The following is a 15,079-nucleotide window of genomic DNA, read 5'->3' on the forward strand; positions in this document are numbered from 1 at the left end:
GAGGACACCAGCGCCGTCTTGCAACGCATGGACCGCGTCATTGCGACCCTGCCTTGTGTGGCCTCCGTCGAAATGGTCGAGACGGCCCTTGATGTGCGCGATTGCCACGGCAATCAGCTTCGCTTCATGCCCAACAACCTCAAGGTCGATCTCGATGCGGCCGAGGGCGAAGCAGAGAAGGACCGGATCACACGGGACTTCTTGGAAAAAGGCCTGGCTGCGATGGCGGGCATCACCATGCCGGCCCTGGATCAGCTGGAGGCCAGCCTGGTCCCGGTGCTACGCCCGGCCGGGTATTTCACGGCGGCCGGAGATGGCCCGGACCGGATGGTCTTTCAGCCCTTCATGGCGGGGCTCGACCTGGGCTATGCGCTGGACAAGCCCGGCAGCCTGGCCTTCCTGTCGCAATCCATGGCCGATGAGCTGGGGCTTGGCCTGCCCGAGGTGGACGCACTGGCCCGCAAAAACCTGGCCGCACGACTGCCCGAAGTGATCTGGGAGGTGGCGCAAGAAGACCCCTGGATCGGCTGGGCCTATCTGGATGAGACGCTGGAAGGCAGCCTGCTAACCGTACCCGAGGCTTTCACCGATCTGGCGAAGGCCCGGGGCGACCTGGTGATCATGCATCCCGAAAAGGGCATTCTTCTGGTCATGGCCCGGGAGGATGCGCCTTTGGAACAATTGCGCGCCCTTGCATTGGAAAAGTTCAAGTCCTCGGGACATGGCATCACGCCCGAACTCTTCCTTTGGCACGCGGGCGCCATCCTTCCGCTTCCCTGAGCCACCCCCTCTCCGCCGCGCCCCGGGCTTGACCCGGGGCCTCGACTTCTGCGCGAGGCGGCGGGGTGAACCCCGCCCTGCCGCTTCGCCCTTAAGGGATGCACGAACCAAGGCGCGTGGAACGGGTCGATCGTGCCGCTTCCGTCTCGCGGCTCGGCTACACAAGCCCCCCTGGATCCAGTCTTCGAGCTGTGATTTCAAAGTCACTGAGGACCCGAGGTCCGGCGCGGAAAGTCAAAGTGGCATTCTCGTCGTCCCCAAAGCCACCGGTGAACGGTTTCGGCCGTGAGGTCATCCTTGTCCAGCCGAAGCCGCAAGATTCCTATCCGCCCCTTCCCCCACCCATGCTACCCTCCCCCCCGCGAACGGGAACCCGTCGCCTTTGGGAGGGACACCATGAACATTTCGAAAGCTTTCTTCATCACCGGAGCGCTCTGGCTCCTCTTCGGCATGGGCCTCGGCATGCATATGGGGGCGTCCGAGAACTTTACGCTTGCCCCCGTGCATGCCCATGTCAACCTTCTGGGCTTCACGCTCATGACGCTCTTTGGCCTCTCTTACCGGCTGGTGCCCAAGCTCGCCGAGGGGCTCTTCGGGAGGCTCCATTTCTGGGGCCACCAGATCGGCACCCTGGTCACGCTGGCGGGGCTTTACCTGCTCCTTTCGGGGACCATGCCGGCGATCGTGCCGGTCATGGCGGCGGCCGAGGGGGTGGTCTTCCTCGCGACCCTGGCCTGGCTCGTCAACCTGATCCGCAACCTCTGAGGCGCTTGGGCGCGCCAGCGCGAAGGCCGGACAGTCTCTTGCCATGGGAGCGGGGGCCCAAGCTGCCCCCGGCCCCAGATGTCACCGCGCTGCCCCGGGCTTGACCCGGGGCCTCGCTTTTTCTGCCCCCCCTTATGGCCACCCGCCGCAGCCCGGACCTCGGCGCCTTGGAATTGAACGCCGGGATTCAACTGTTCCGTTGCGCACAGTCACTGTGCTGAGCCAGAAGTAGCCTATTGAAATCGCAAGGTTTTCACCCTTTATCACGCGAGGGTGAAGCCCCTTGCGGGCGCTTTCACCCGCCCCCAGATCGGTTGGGCAAGGCAGGGAGATGCCGGACCTGATGAGGTCGACACGACATCTCCAGACTGCCCCGCTGACCGCCGTGCCCCAAACTGAACCAGGGGACGGCACCCTAAGGAGACGACAACATGATCCGCAAAAGCATCCTCTTCGTGGCCTTGGCCTCGACCCTCGCCGCTGGCACCGCCTTCGCCGGAACCCAGGTTTCGGGCACCGTCGCCAAGGTCGACGCCGCCCAGGGCTATGTCTGGCTGGACAACGGCGTGAAGTATGACGTTGGCACCGACTTCGCCCATGGCGTCCTGCCGGGCAACGGCGTCTCGCTGGTCGTGGTGCAGAACGGCACCGGCTTCGACGTCGTCTCGGCCCAGCCCGCCGGCCTGTAACCCAACCTTCCAATCCCTGAAAACACAAAGGAAAACATCATGATCCGCAAAAGCATCCTCTTCGTCGCCCTCGCCGCCTCCCTGGCCTCGGGTGCCGCCTTCGCCGCCAACAAGGTCTCGGGCAGCGTGACCCAGATCGATGGGCCGAACGGCTATGTCTGGGTCGAGGGCGTGCGCTATGACGTGGGCACCGACTTCGCCACCGGCCTGACGCTGGGCAACCAGGTCGAGCTGGTGACCGTGCAGAACGGCACCGCGCAAGACGTGGTCCACGCCTCGCACGCGGGCTTCTGAGCGCTCCCAAGGCGTTCCTCGTGACGACGCCCAGGGGTCCCTTCGGGGGCCCCTTTACTGTTTCGCCGCCTCGGCCAGCCAGAGCCGGACCGAGGTCACGACATGGGCAAAGCGGTCGCCGCCGAGGTTGACCCCGCCATACCAGCGCGTGACCACGACGATGCGGCCCCGCCTGCCCTCGCGCTCCAGCATCTTGAGGATCACGGCCGAGGCGCCGCTTTCGCCGTCGTCATCCTTCAGCGCCGTGCCATCGGGCAACAGGGCGGCCCAGGTGTTATGCGTGGCTTTGGCGAATTTCTTCTGGGATTTCAGGGCGGTCAGAAAGGACTTGATCGCGGCCGCGTCGGCCACCTCTCCCCCTGAGGCGGCATAACGCGAGCCCCGATCCCGCACGGTGTCCATGATCTGCAACATCGCGCCAGCCTAGCAGGCGCTTGCGCGGGCCGGAACCCCCGGCCATAAGGCGCCATGCTGCCCATTCACGCCATCCTGCCAGAGCTTCGCGCGGCCCTGACCTCGGGCCAGGCTGTCTTGCAGGCGCCCCCGGGGGCGGGCAAGACCACGATCGTGCCGCTGGACCTGCTGGATCGGGTCCAGGGCCGCATCCTGCTTCTCGAGCCCCGCCGCCTTGCCGCCCGCGCCGCGGCCGAGCGCATGGCCGAAACGCTTGGGGAAAGCTGCGGCCAGACGGTCGGCTACCGCATAAGGGGCGAGGCCAAGGTCAGTGCCCAGACCCGCATCGAGGTCGTGACCGAGGGCATCTTGACCCGGATGATCCAGTCGGACGCCGAGCTTCCCGGCATCGGCTGCGTCATCTTCGACGAATTCCACGAACGCAGCCTCCATGCCGACCTGGGGCTGGCTCTGACGCTCGAGATCCGGGGCGCGCTGCGGCCGGACCTGGTCATCCTCGTGATGTCGGCCACCCTGGATGCCGCCCCGGTCGCGGCGCTGATGGGGGCGCCCGTCGTGACTTCCGAGGGGCGCGCCTTTCCGGTCGAGACCCGCTGGCTGGGCCGCTCGCCGGAGCGTTTCGAGCCCGCCATGGCCGGGTTGATCCGGGAGGCGCTGGAGGAGACGGAGGGCGGGCTTCTGGCCTTCCTGCCCGGCGAGGGCGAGATCCGGCGGGTCCAGGGCCTTCTCGGAGACCTGCCGGGCTGCACGGTGCTGCCGCTTTATGGTGCCATGGATTTCGCGGCGCAGCGGGCGGCCTTGGGGCCGGTGCCGGGGCGCCGCGTGGTGCTGGCGACTTCGATTGCGGAAACCTCGCTGACCCTGCCCGATATCCGCGTCGTGGTCGATGGCGGCAAGTCGCGCCGCGCCCGCTTCGACCCGGCCTCCGGCATGGCGCGGCTGGTGACCGAACGGGTGACCAAGGCCGAGGCCGAACAGCGCCGGGGCAGGGCGGGGCGTGTGGCGCCCGGCATCTGCTACAGGCTTTGGACAAGGGGAGAGGAGGGCGCCCTCGCCTCCCATCCCCCGGCCGAGATCGAAAGTGCGGACCTTGCGCCGCTTGCCCTGGAGCTGGCGCTTTGGGGGGAGGAGGCTCTGCCCTTCCTGACGCCCCCGCCCGCCGCACCTTTGGCCGAGGCCAAGGCGCTTTTGGAAAGCCTCGGCGCCGTGGAGAAGGGCCGGATCACCGCCCATGGCCGCGCCCTGGCCGCGCTGCCTGTACATCCGCGCCTGGGCCATATGCTGATGATCGCCGGGCCCTCCGCCGCCCCCTTGGCCGCCCTGATGGAGGACCGCGACCCGCTGAAAGGCGCGCCGCCTGACCTGGCCCTGCGGGTCAAGGCACTGGAAAACCCCGGGGCCTTTGCGCGCGAACATCCCTATGAGATCAACCGGCTGGCCCTGGACCGCATCCGGCTCGAGGCGAAACGGCTCTCCCGTGCCGTGCCGGGGCAGGACCGGGGCCAGGACCGGGAGCCCAGCCTGGGCCAGATGGCGGCCCTGGCCTATCCGGACCGCGTGGGGCTGCGCCGCAAGGGGGATCAGCCGCGCTGGCTGCTCTCTGGCGGCAAGGGGGCGGCGATGCCCCCCGGCACGCCCCTGTCCGAGGCGCGGCTCCTGGTCGCCACCGACCTGGATGGCGACCCGCGCGAGGCCACGATCCGCCAGGCCGTGACCCTGACCGAGGCCGAGCTGCGTGCCGTCCATGGCGCCCGGATCGCCTGGCGCGAGACCTGCGCCTATAGCCGCCGCGAGGGCCGCATCCTGTCGCGCCGCCAGGAGTGTTTCGGCGCCCTGGTGCTGGAGGACCGCATCTGGGAGGCCCCGCCCGAGGCGATCTCCCGCGCTGCCTTTGACGGCCTGCGCGAGTTGGGCCTGCCCTTCACCCCCGCCGCCCGCCGCCTGCGCGCCCGCATCGCCTTGACCCGCGGCGAGGGCTGGCCCGAGGTGACCGATGCCGCGCTCTTGGCCGAGCCCGACTGGCTTCTGCCCTGGCTGGCCAAGAGCAAGACCGATGCCGACCTGCGCGGCCTTGACCTGACCGAGGCCCTCTTGGGGCTCTTGTCCTGGGAGCAGAGGGCCGAGCTCGACCGCCTGGCGCCCGCGCATTTCGAGACGCCCTTGGGCCGCAAGGTGCCCATCGACTACGAGGGCGAGAACCCGGCCATCGAAATCCGCCTGCAAGAGATGTTCGGCGTGACGGTCCATCCCGTGGTGGGCGCCGCGCGCAGGCCCTTGCGCGTGACGCTCTTGAGCCCGGGGCAGAAGCCCATCCAGGTGACGATGGATATCCCCGGCTTCTGGCGGTCGTCCTATGCCGATGTGCGCAAGGACATGCGCGGCCAATATCCGCGCCATCCCTGGCCCGAGGACCCGACCGAGGCCGAGCCCACCCTGCGGGCGAAACCGCGCGGGACGTGAAGGGGACCCGGGGTATGCAACGGGCAACGCAGACCCGGCCGAGCGCCCCTTGGCCCGACTGTCGCTCTGCTTCAGCCGCGTAGCCCGGGGTATACCCCGGGGATCAAACGAAAAAGGCCCGCCGATGGGGCGGGCCTTGGGTTGGGTTTCGAGGGCGCGCTTAGCGGCGGCGGTCGCGCCGGGCAGACATCGGCTGGAAGGCCACGCCGACATGGGCCTCGCAATAGGGCTTGCCGGCCACGGAGGGCAGGCCGCAGAACCAGAAATCCTCGGTCGCGGGGTCGCCGATCGGCCATTTGCAGGTCCTTTCGGTCAGCTCCATCAGCGTCAGCTTGCGGGCGCGCTTTTCCACCTCGCGCACCGAGGCCAGGGCCTCGGGCGAGATCTCGTTGGCGGAAGGCTGCGGCGGCAGGGGCTGGCCTGCCGGGATGATGACCTTGCGCGCGGGCATCGGCACCACGGCGGGCACATCGGCCACCGGGGCGGCCGCGGCGGGGGCGGGTTGCGGCGCCGGGGCGGGGGCCGGGGCGGGCTTGGGCGCGGGCTCGGCCTTGACCGGCTCGGGCTTGGGCGCGGGGGCAGGGGCGGCGGGGGCTGCGACCGGGGCGGCCTCCTCGGCCTCTTCCTCGCCCGGTCCCACGCGGTTGGACAGGCCCAGGCGATGCACCTTGCCGATCACGGCATTGCGCGTCACGCCGCCCAGTTCCTTGGCGATCTGGCTGGCGGATTGACCCTCGCCCCACATTCTCTTGAGCGTCTCGACGCGCTCGTCGGTCCAGGACATGGGCTCACCTCTTTCCGCTGATCTGCCCGTCCATCGTCATTAAGGAGGGGCCATGGGTCAATACAAGGCCGGGGGGGCAGAATCAAGGCGCGAATCGTTTGATTGCGAATCAGCGTCGGGAGGCAGGGGCAAGGGAAGGGGTGGCAGGGGGCGGGAAATGGCGCCATGATGGGCCCATGTGCGGACGCCTGACCCTGACCCATCCGAACGAGGCGCTGGCGGCGCTGTTCGCGGCCACGCCCTCGAACGATCTGCCGCAGGGGCCGATCTACAACCTCTGCCCGACGGAGCAGGTACCCGTGGTGACCTCGGACGGGGGCAGGCGGCTGCGACCTATGCGCTGGGGGCTGGTGCCTCCGTGGTACAAGACGCCGACCGATGGGCCGCTGATCATCAATGCGCGGTCCGACACCGTGGCCGAGAAGCCCGCCTTCCGCGAGGCGATCCGCCAGCGGCGCTGCATCCTTCTGGCGAGCGGGTTCTATGAATGGAGCGCCGGAGAGGGGAAGGAGCGGCTGCCCTGGCATATCACGCGCAGCGATGGCGCTCCGCTGGCGCTGGGGGCGCTGTGGAGCCAATGGGGGGAGATGGCAACCTGTGCGGTGGTGACGCTGGAGGCGGGGCCGAACCTTGAACATATCCACGACCGCGAGCCCTTGATCCTGGAGCCTGAGGACTGGCCCCTGTGGCTGGGCGAGGCGGGGCATGGGGCGGCACGGTTGATGAAGGCGACAGCGCCGGGGGTCTTGCAGAGCCACAGGGTGGGCAAGGCGGTGAACTCGAACCGGGCCAGCGGGCCCGAGCTGATCGAAAGGGTCTGAGGGGGCGCTCCTGACCGGCCCTGTCCTTGGGCGGGCTCTGCCGACTGCGGCCCTGGCGCTCTTGCGGTGACCTGGGCCCTGCCGACTGCGAGGCTGGGTGATTGCGGTGGGGTGGAGCGCTGGCGGGGGGCTCTGCCGACCCTGGCCGCGACGCGCCTTCGGGACCGGGGCCCTGCCGACTGGGCCGGTTCAGCGGTGACAGCGACCCGGTTTCCCGCAGGGCGGATGGCGTCTCGGCAAAGGCCTCTTCCGGCTGCCCTGCGTCCGCTTGCCAAGACAGGTTTGCGACCTTCGGGTGAGGCCGCCCAAGGACCTTGCTTGACAGGGCAGAGGGTGGCGGCCCAACGTCAGGTCAGGTCAGGTCAGGTCAGGTCAGGTCAGGTCAGGTCAGGAATCATGCGCCAAGTGCTGTGGCCGCTCCTCTTGCTTATCTCCCTTTCGGCTGGGGCCCAGGAGATCGGGGCCCAAGACCTCGGGGCCCAGGAGATCGGGGCCGAGGAGGTCGCAGCCGGTCTGCTCGAACGTGCCTGGGCGGCGGCGCTTCTGTCTGGAGATGATCCGAGGGCCTGTCCCGAGGTGATCGGCAAAGGCCTCGCGCGGCGTCTGAGCCAGTATTGCCTTTACTGGAGCGGGTCCGCTCATCCGACTTGCGCGGGCGACCTCGACTGCCATTTCATAGCGGCGACCATTGCTATGAATTGTCCCCCCTTTGATGGAGAGGATCCGCTTCCCGTGACGGACGTGCCCTGTATCAGCAAGATGGATGCGGAGGACTGGGAAAACCTGCGCGGTATCTCGACCATCGGCCCAAGGATCATCATCAAGGGTTGACCCTTTCCCTTTCAACTTGGCGCAAATATTCCGGTGGGGTCCGGGGAGGCAGCGCCTCCCCGGGGGTGCCGCTGGGCCGACCCTTGGGCCCTGCCGACTGTCCTGTTCCACCGGGCTGCCCGACTTCGGCCCTGCCGACTGTGAGACCTGCGTTGCAGCGCTTCTCGCCAAAGGGGTGTTGAGCCCGCCGCGCGGCGGTGCTATCAAGCCCCCAGCGCGGGCGTTGTGTAATGGTAAGACCTTAGCCTTCCAAGCTAAAGACACGGGTTCGATTCCCGTCGCCCGCTCCAATCCCTCCGACGATCGACGCAATGTGCCGAGAGGCCTGGCCCCTGGGCTTGCCGGGCGCAAGGCCCTGGATGCGCCCGTCATCCCAGGCGCTTGGCGGCGTCCTTCAGCTTGAAGCCCTTGCCGCCCATCGGCTCCCACAGCCATTGCCCCATCCAAAGCGCAAAGAGCATCGCTGCGCCCTCGCCCCTTGTGGAAAGCGCCGTCTCCACCCTCTGGCGCCAGTCCTGGGCCCTCTGGCGCAGGCCCGCGTCGCGCTGGCTCAGCGCCAGGATCGCGCAAAGCGGCAGGTCGGGCATCTCCTCGGCCAAGAGCTTCAGGAAGCCATGGCCCGTGCGCTCTTCGATGCCCTGGGGCTTGGAGACCGTCCGCTCCAGCGCGGCCTCGAACTCGGTCCAGCCCCAGGCGAGAGAGGCCGCCATCATCCCGTCAAGCCCGCCGTAGCGCTGCACCAGGGAGGCCCCGGCCAGGCCCGTCTTGCGCGACACCGAGGAAAAGGTCACGCCCTTTTCGCCATCGGCTGCCAGGAGCGACAGGACGGCGGCGAAGACTTGGGAATCGGGAAGCAAACGAGGTCTGGCCATGGATCAAGCGTATGCCTGTTTGAGAACTATACAAGGTCAATGATGTGGACCAAGCCGCAGGACAGCGCTGCGCCCTGCGACAAAACCGCGCTAAAGCAGGAAGCCCGGGTCGGAGCCAAGGTCGAGACCGGGGAAGACCGTGGCTTCAAGGCCCGCTGCCTCCAGCCCGAACATCGACCGCAGCGCCCAGGCCGGAAAGGCGCGGACATCGGCGGTGGGCAGAAGATCGCGGTTCTCGAAGAGGTCGCTTTCGCCCAGGCCCGGCCATTTGCCATAGACATGGCCCCCTTTCAGCGCGCCACCTGCCAGGACCGCCAGACCGCCCGTGCCGTGATCCGTCCCCCCCGTGCCATTCTCGCGCGCGGTGCGGCCGAATTCGGTGATGCCGATGACCAAGGTGGTGCCCCAGGCACGGCCGAGGCCCTCTTTCATCGCAAGGATCGCATCGGACAGGCCCTTGAGCTGGCCCGCCATCGACCGCACCTGGTCGCGGTGCATGTCCCAGCCGCCCAGCGAGAAGCTGGCGATGCGCGAAGGCCCCATCAGGCGCTGGGCCACATAGGTCCCAAGCTGGGCATATTGCATCTTGCCGCGCGGCACGCCGCCCGTCATCCCGTCGCTGGTATCGGCCAGGCGCTGGGCCTCGGCGAAGGGTTCGGCAAAGAGAGGGTCGGCGGCGTTCAGGGCGGCGATCAGCTCGGCGCCCTGGCCCGAGAGCTGGCTTTCCTCGACCGGGAACCAGTGGTCGCTTGGCGCATCGCCCTCCAGCACCAAGAGCCGCTGCTGACCCACCGAGACCCCGGTCTCGGGCGTGGCGTCCTTCATCAGGCCGATGGCACGGTTCAGCCAGCCGTCATGGGCCGAGGTCATCGTGCCGTCGGTCTGGTCGGTGCCGTTTTCCAGCGCGTCCTGGCCGATGAAATGGCTGCGGCCCTGGCGATAGGGGGTGGCCACGGCATGGGCGAAGCCAAGCTCTCCGGATTTCCACAGCGGCATCAGGCTTTCGGCCGCCGGATGCAGGGTGAAGAAGTCGTTCAGCGCCGGGCCCGGGTTGGCCGAAAGGGTCGGGCGCAGGCCCGCAAAGGCCGTGTCCCCCACCGGGCGCACCACGTCCAGCCCATCCATCGCCCCGCGCAGGACGATGACCACCAGCCGGTTCTCGCCCGAGGCCGAGGCAAAGCTGACCGGGGTCACCAGGGGAGAGGCCGCCACCGAGCAGCCGATCAGGAAGGCACGGCGGGAAAGAAGCAGGTCGGTCATGATCACCTCCGGCTGAAATCGGGAGAGGAGAGAAGGACGGTCACGCCCTCCCATCTTTGCTCGGCGCCCGCCACGGCGCGGCGCAGGATCGGGCTGGCCAGGTCGCCCAGGGCAAAGTCGGCCATGGCCACCGGATCGGCGCGTTCGCCCACCGCCCGGCCAAGGTCGATCGACCAATCCACCCGGGCCGAGACCATCGGCGGGGTCAACCAGGCCTCCGAGACTTCGGGCCAGCCATCGGGGCGGGCGGGCAGATAGACCGGCTGGCCCATGATCTTGAGCCGGTCGATCAGCTTCATCCCCTCTTTGCGAAAGCCGCGCAGACCGGTTTCAAGGCCCGTCAGGCCCGTGAGGCGCAAGGAGGCCACGACCAGCTCATGGGGCGTGCGCAGCTTCTGGCGCTCCCGCGACCGGGCGGACTTGTGGGTCAGCATGGCGCGGTAAAGCGCGGTCAGGTCGGTGTCATGGTCCAGGTAAGCCTGGGCCATGGTGGCGACAAGGTCCTCGGGCGGGGCATCGGCGATGAAATGCCGCGCCATGAAGAAGGCGGTGGCCCGAGCGGTTTCGGGGCGGCGGGCCACGGTCTCGACCAGGCGGTCGATTTCGTCGCGGCCCGGGTCATAGCTTGTGCCGAGGATGGTCTTGCGCCCCGGCTCGGCGCGGTTGTCCTCGACCCTTGGCCCCTCGGCGTCGTTCTTCATCCCCGCCAGAAGCCGCGCCAGTTCGGTCACATCCTCTTGGCTATAGCCCGAGCCCATGGTGTGCAGCTCGAGAAACTCGCGGGCGAGGTTCTCGTTCAGCCCCTTGCCCTGGCGTTTGCCAAGTTTCGAATTGGGCCCGACCGACTGGGTCTGGGTCAGGTAGGTCTGCATGGCCGGATGCCAGAGCGTCGCCTTCAGCATCTCGGTCAGGCGGCCGGTGACATGGGGGCGGATCGCCTCGTCGCGATAGGACTGGATGAGGTGGCGCAGAATCTGGCCGGAGGCCGCCACCGTGATCCGGTTGGCCCAGAAGTTCACCAGGCGCTCACGAAAGCCGCATTGGGCGACGGCGGGGCGGCTGATGAAGCTCTGGGCGTCCTCTTCCTCGATCTGGATCAGCTTGCGCGAGCGGGGATCGGCCTCTTTGGCGCCCTGTCTCAGAAGCCCGGCCTTGCGGTCCTGGGCATAGATCTCGATCAGGTTCCAGCGCTTGGCCAGGGGCGGGCGGTCCCATGTCGCGGCCGAGGCGTCGGGCGCGGCAAGCTGGGCCAGCACGCGGTCAGGGTCGATCCCGCCTTGACCCGGCGTGCGACCGGCCAGGGGGCCATAGCCGAAACGGATGTCCTCGAGCAGGCTGGGGGCTTCCATCTGGGTCTCCGCTTGTTACCGGTCTGCCCTGTCAGTTGGGCAGTGGGGCCGTGGATTGCAATCGGTCTTACGCCCCGGGACGGCGCTTCCGTCGGCGATCGGCAGAAAATCCCGCCGCAGCGGGCGGGACACAGGCTGGAACCTGCTCAGGCCGGCTTGAACGGCGCCATGCCCGCCCGGGCCAGCTCGTCGGCGCGCTCGTTCTCGGCATGGCCGGCATGGCCCTTGATCCAGGCCCATTTCACCTTGTGCCGCGCCTGGGCCGCCTCCAGCCGTTGCCAGAGGTCCACATTCTTGACCGGACTGCCGCCCGCCGTCCTCCAGCCCTTGCGCTTCCAGCCGTGGATCCACTCGGTCACGCCGTTCTTCACATAGGCTGAATCGGTGACGATGGTCAGCTCGGACGGGCGCGAAAGACATTCCAGCGCCGAGATCGCGGCGAGCAGTTCCATCCGGTTGTTGGTCGTCATCTGCTCGCCGCCCTGAAGCGTGCGTTCCTTGACGACCGTGGCCCCGTCGCGGGCGAGAAGCAGGACCCCCCAGCCGCCAGGGCCCGGATTGCCCGAACAGGCGCCGTCGGTATAGGCGAAAAGATCGGGCATCAGGGGGCTTTCGCCTTGGTCTCGGCCTTTTGGACAAGGCGCGGCGGCGTGTGCTCCTGCAAGACCCGCAGCATGGCCGCGACCCTTGCGGCATCCGTCTTGCGCGGCTGGCCGGGAAGGTCGAACTTCTCATCGCCCAGCCAGATCCAGCCAAAGGTCGAGCCGCCGCCGATCGCCATCTCCTCGGGCGAGACCGGCTTGGGCGGATGGGCCTTCATATCCTCGGCCAAGGCAAGGACGGCGGCATCCAGCGCGTCGATCTCGGCGTCGGAAAGCTGCTTGGTCGAGGTCGCACAGCCCGGCGCCTCGTCGGCATAGCCCTTGCAGTATTCGGCCCGCACCAGGCCATCGAGCTGGAACGAGACCGTGTAGCTCCAGGCATATTCCGGCGCGACGCTGCCGCTGTGCTCTCCCCACAGCGCGACGACATCCGTTGTATCGGCGAGGGCGGGGAGGGCGGCGGCGCCCAGGGCCAGGGCAATCAGGGTCGGTTTCACGATCAGGCTCCAATCGGGTCGCGGAGGATTTTCGGGACTTTGAATTCCACGTCTTCAACGGCGGTTTCCACCTGTTCCAGCGTCACGACATAGCGGGCGCGGAAGGCTGCGACGACCTCGTTCACCAGCTCTTCGGGGGCCGAGGCGCCTGCGGTGACGCCCACCGCTTTCGCCGTCGCCAAGGCGCGCCAGTCGATGTCGGCGGCCCGTTGCACCAGTTGGGAATAGGCGCAACCCGCCGCGCGCCCGACCTCGACCAGCCGCATGGAGTTCGAGGAGTTGGGCGCTCCGATCACCAGAAGCGCGTCGATCTTGCCCGCCACGGCCTTGACCGCCGCCTGGCGGTTGGTCGTGGCGTAGCAGATGTCCTCCTTGTGCGGCCCGAGGATCGCGGGAAACCGCGCCTGCAAGGCCGTCACGACCTGCGCCGTGTCATCGACCGACAGCGTCGTCTGCGTGATCCAGGCCAGCTTGCCCGGGTCGCGGACTTGCAGCGTCGTCACGTCCTGCGGGGTTTCGACCAGGAGCACCTCGCCCGGGGGGAGCTGTCCCATGGTGCCGATGACCTCGGGGTGGCCCTTGTGGCCGATCATGATCATCTGCAGGCCGTTCTCGTGGTGGCGGGCGGCCTCGTTGTGGACCTTGGTGACCAGGGGGCAGGTGGCATCGACGGCGATCATGTTGCGGGATGCCGCCTCGGCGGGGACCGACTTCGGCACGCCATGGGCCGAGAAGATCACGGGCCGGTCGGCGGGGCAGTCGGAGACCTCTTCGACGAAGATGGCGCCCTGGGCGCGCAGGGCATCGACCACGTATTTGTTGTGAACGATCTCGTGGCGGACATAGACCGGCGCGCCCCATTTCTGCAACGCCAGTTCGACGATCTTGATGGCGCGGTCGACACCGGCGCAAAAGCCGCGCGGGGCGGCGAGGTAAAGGGTCAGGGGGTGCATCGGCCTCTCCATTTGCGCCGCAGGTTAATCCGGCGCGGAGGGAAGGTCCACCGCCCGCGCCACCCAAGGCAGGGGGCCGGGCGTTTTCCCCGTAACGCGCGAGGGGCAGGGCGCGACCGGTCGGAAAAGGTGCGGTTCAGGGCGAGGGTGCGGCCGTCGGAGGAAGGTTTCCCGCGATCTTCGACGCGGCAGGGCCATCTCTTGGCGCGAGGCCGAAAAGGATCAGGTCCCGATGCGGGAAAAGCGGCTTGCGATTTCAGGCCAAGGGAGCGGCGGGGGCTTGCGAGCGACGGACAAGGCCGCCCGACGCAGCCGCGACAAGGGGAAAGGGCCAGCCTCTCGGCCGGCCCTTCGATCAGTTACTTGCTCTCGACCGGTTCCGCCGTCGGCACCGTGTCCATCAGGGGACGCGGCTCGCGGGGCGGGCGGCCGATGACTTCGCGGAGTTCATCCAGCTCGATGAAATTGTCGGCCTGGCGGCGGAGTTCATCGGCGATCATCGGCGGCTGCGAGCGGATCGTCGAGACGACCGAGACGCGAACCCCTTGACGTTGCAGGCTTTCCACCAGCGGACGGAAGTCGCCATCGCCCGAGAACAGGACCGCGTGATCCATGCGCGGGGCCAGTTCCATGGCATCGACCGTCAGTTCGATATCCATGTTGCCCTTGACCTTCCGGCGGCCCTGGCTGTCGGTATATTCCTTGGCGGGCTTGGTCACCATGGTGAAGCCGTTGTAGTTCAGCCAGTCGACCAGCGGGCGGATCGGCGAATAATCGTCGTTCTCCAACAGCGCAGTGTAGTAGAAGGCGCGCAGGAGCCGACCCCGGCGCATGAACTCTTGCCGCAGGAGCTTGTAGTCGATGTCGAAACCCAGCGCCTTGGCGGCCGCGTAGAGATTTGAGCCGTCAATGAACAGCGCCAGACGCTCGTCCTTGTAAAACATGATGTTTCCCCTCAATTTCTGCCCGGCGCGGGCATCTGGTAATGCGGTGCCTACAGGCGCGTTGGATCACGTAGCAGCCGGAAAGTCCGGCAACAAGGCCACCTATACGGAAGTGTATCGCCCATGACGCAAGGGAAAGTCCAAATCCTGGTAGCACTTGGAAGCAATCTTCCATGGCAAGGTAAAGCATCCGTTAACATCCTACACGAAGCCTTGAGCGCCTGTGAAGAGGCGGGTATGGCCCGTGTCGCCCAAAGCCGGATTTTCGCCACACCCTGTTTCCCGGCGGGGGCTGGACCTGACTATGCCAATGCTTGCGCTCAACTGGAAGTAGAAAAGACGGCCGAAGGGACACTTGCGCAACTTCACGCCATCGAGGCCGCCTTCGGGCGGAAAAGGATCAGTCGCTGGGCGGGGCGGACGCTGGATCTTGACCTCATCGCCATGGGCGACCGCGTCCTGCCCGACCGCGCCGCCTGGAGCCACTGGCACAGGCTCCCGCCCGAGGCCCAGGCGCAGGAGGCGCCCGACCGCCTGATCCTGCCCCATCCGCGGCTTCAGGACCGTGCCTTTGTGCTGGTTCCCCTGGCCGATATCGCGCCCGATTGGACCCATCCGGTCCTGGGCCTGACCGTCCGCCAGATGCTGGGGGCGCTGCCGCAGGCGGAAATCGACGCGGTCCGCCCGATTTCAACTTGATTTCGCTTGTCAAGTTTTTTTCGCGGGCCTATGAGAGCCTTTCCCGTGCCCCCATCGTTTGGAGT

General features: G+C 67.7%; 17 protein-coding genes and 1 tRNA gene. 9 read left to right on the forward strand and 9 right to left on the reverse strand.

Going from position 1 to position 15,079, the window contains the following annotated elements; genetic code table 11:
• The first annotated feature begins 27 nt into the window (after nucleotides 1-27).
• The 4 genes from GV832_RS11205 (at nucleotide 28) to GV832_RS11220 (ending at nucleotide 2,528) form a co-directional block, all read left to right on the forward strand.
• Nucleotides 28-780, forward strand: a complete 753-nt coding sequence (locus GV832_RS11205; protein WP_168774943.1) for a DUF1444 domain-containing protein — start codon at nucleotides 28-30, stop codon at nucleotides 778-780.
• Nucleotides 781-1,176: 396 nt separating this feature from the next.
• Nucleotides 1,177-1,545 carry a cytochrome-c oxidase gene (locus tag GV832_RS11210; protein WP_168774944.1) on the forward strand — a complete coding sequence of 123 codons (369 nt, stop codon included), beginning with the start codon at nucleotides 1,177-1,179 and terminating at the stop codon, nucleotides 1,543-1,545.
• Between the two features lie 431 nt (nucleotides 1,546-1,976).
• Nucleotides 1,977-2,234: a hypothetical protein gene (locus GV832_RS11215; RefSeq protein WP_168774945.1), complete on the forward strand. Its 258-nt coding sequence runs from the start codon at nucleotides 1,977-1,979 to the stop codon at nucleotides 2,232-2,234.
• A 39-nt stretch (nucleotides 2,235-2,273) separates the two neighbouring features.
• Nucleotides 2,274-2,528 carry a hypothetical protein gene (locus tag GV832_RS11220; protein ID WP_168774946.1) on the forward strand — a complete coding sequence of 85 codons (255 nt, stop codon included), beginning with the start codon at nucleotides 2,274-2,276 and terminating at the stop codon, nucleotides 2,526-2,528.
• A 54-nt stretch (nucleotides 2,529-2,582) separates the two neighbouring features.
• Here the strand turns inward: GV832_RS11220 and GV832_RS11225 are convergent, their stop codons facing one another.
• Nucleotides 2,583-2,942 (reverse strand): YigZ family protein, encoded by a 360-nt coding sequence (locus GV832_RS11225; RefSeq protein WP_168774947.1) that lies wholly within the window; start codon nucleotides 2,940-2,942, stop codon nucleotides 2,583-2,585.
• Nucleotides 2,943-2,996: 54 nt separating this feature from the next.
• On the opposite strand from GV832_RS11225, the gene hrpB reads away from it, so the two are divergent.
• Nucleotides 2,997-5,402 carry an ATP-dependent helicase HrpB gene (gene hrpB / locus GV832_RS11230; RefSeq protein ID WP_168774948.1) on the forward strand — a complete coding sequence of 802 codons (2,406 nt, stop codon included), beginning with the start codon at nucleotides 2,997-2,999 and terminating at the stop codon, nucleotides 5,400-5,402.
• A gap of 160 nt (nucleotides 5,403-5,562) precedes the next feature.
• On the opposite strand, the gene GV832_RS11235 is transcribed toward hrpB, so the two are convergent.
• Nucleotides 5,563-6,186 (reverse strand): GcrA family cell cycle regulator, encoded by a 624-nt coding sequence (locus GV832_RS11235; RefSeq protein WP_168774949.1) that lies wholly within the window; start codon nucleotides 6,184-6,186, stop codon nucleotides 5,563-5,565.
• Between the two features lie 176 nt (nucleotides 6,187-6,362).
• Here GV832_RS11235 and GV832_RS11240 point away from each other — a divergent pair, with 176 nt between their 5' ends.
• The 3 genes from GV832_RS11240 (at nucleotide 6,363) to GV832_RS11250 (ending at nucleotide 8,128) form a co-directional block, all read left to right on the forward strand.
• Nucleotides 6,363-7,007 carry an SOS response-associated peptidase gene (locus GV832_RS11240; protein WP_168774950.1) on the forward strand — a complete coding sequence of 215 codons (645 nt, stop codon included), beginning with the start codon at nucleotides 6,363-6,365 and terminating at the stop codon, nucleotides 7,005-7,007.
• A 396-nt stretch (nucleotides 7,008-7,403) separates the two neighbouring features.
• Nucleotides 7,404-7,838, forward strand: a complete 435-nt coding sequence (locus GV832_RS11245; RefSeq protein WP_168774951.1) for a hypothetical protein — start codon at nucleotides 7,404-7,406, stop codon at nucleotides 7,836-7,838.
• 216 nt (nucleotides 7,839-8,054) lie between these two features.
• Nucleotides 8,055-8,128, forward strand: a tRNA-Gly gene (locus tag GV832_RS11250).
• 78 nt (nucleotides 8,129-8,206) lie between these two features.
• On the opposite strand, the gene GV832_RS11255 is transcribed toward GV832_RS11250, so the two are convergent.
• The 7 genes from GV832_RS11255 to GV832_RS11285 form a co-directional block, all read right to left on the reverse strand.
• Complete coding sequence (locus GV832_RS11255; RefSeq protein WP_168774952.1) at nucleotides 8,207-8,710, reverse strand: transcriptional regulator; 504 nt, start codon at nucleotides 8,708-8,710, stop codon at nucleotides 8,207-8,209.
• A gap of 90 nt (nucleotides 8,711-8,800) precedes the next feature.
• Complete coding sequence (locus GV832_RS11260; RefSeq protein WP_168774953.1) at nucleotides 8,801-9,970, reverse strand: DUF1501 domain-containing protein; 1,170 nt, start codon at nucleotides 9,968-9,970, stop codon at nucleotides 8,801-8,803.
• 2 nt (nucleotides 9,971-9,972) lie between these two features.
• Nucleotides 9,973-11,319, reverse strand: a complete 1,347-nt coding sequence (locus tag GV832_RS11265; protein WP_168774954.1) for a DUF1800 domain-containing protein — start codon at nucleotides 11,317-11,319, stop codon at nucleotides 9,973-9,975.
• A gap of 146 nt (nucleotides 11,320-11,465) precedes the next feature.
• Nucleotides 11,466-11,921 carry a ribonuclease HI gene (gene rnhA / locus GV832_RS11270; protein WP_168774955.1) on the reverse strand — a complete coding sequence of 152 codons (456 nt, stop codon included), beginning with the start codon at nucleotides 11,919-11,921 and terminating at the stop codon, nucleotides 11,466-11,468.
• Nucleotides 11,921-12,418 carry a hypothetical protein gene (locus tag GV832_RS11275; RefSeq protein WP_168774956.1) on the reverse strand — a complete coding sequence of 166 codons (498 nt, stop codon included), beginning with the start codon at nucleotides 12,416-12,418 and terminating at the stop codon, nucleotides 11,921-11,923. Before GV832_RS11275 ends, rnhA begins: the two co-directional genes overlap by 1 nt.
• A 2-nt stretch (nucleotides 12,419-12,420) precedes the next feature.
• On the reverse strand, nucleotides 12,421-13,383 hold the full coding sequence (gene ispH, locus GV832_RS11280; protein WP_168774957.1) for a 4-hydroxy-3-methylbut-2-enyl diphosphate reductase: 963 nt from the start codon (nucleotides 13,381-13,383) through the stop codon (nucleotides 12,421-12,423).
• A 347-nt stretch (nucleotides 13,384-13,730) separates the two neighbouring features.
• Nucleotides 13,731-14,315 (reverse strand): LabA-like NYN domain-containing protein, encoded by a 585-nt coding sequence (locus GV832_RS11285; protein WP_168774958.1) that lies wholly within the window; start codon nucleotides 14,313-14,315, stop codon nucleotides 13,731-13,733.
• Nucleotides 14,316-14,438: 123 nt separating this feature from the next.
• Here GV832_RS11285 and folK point away from each other — a divergent pair, with 123 nt between their 5' ends.
• Nucleotides 14,439-15,014, forward strand: a complete 576-nt coding sequence (gene folK / locus GV832_RS11290) for a 2-amino-4-hydroxy-6-hydroxymethyldihydropteridine diphosphokinase (RefSeq protein WP_168774959.1) — start codon at nucleotides 14,439-14,441, stop codon at nucleotides 15,012-15,014.
• The last annotated feature ends 65 nt before the right edge of the window (nucleotides 15,015-15,079 follow it).

It is taken from the genome of Stagnihabitans tardus (assembly GCF_009925085.1).
GTDB classification, from domain to species: domain Bacteria; phylum Pseudomonadota; class Alphaproteobacteria; order Rhodobacterales; family Rhodobacteraceae; genus Stagnihabitans; species Stagnihabitans tardus.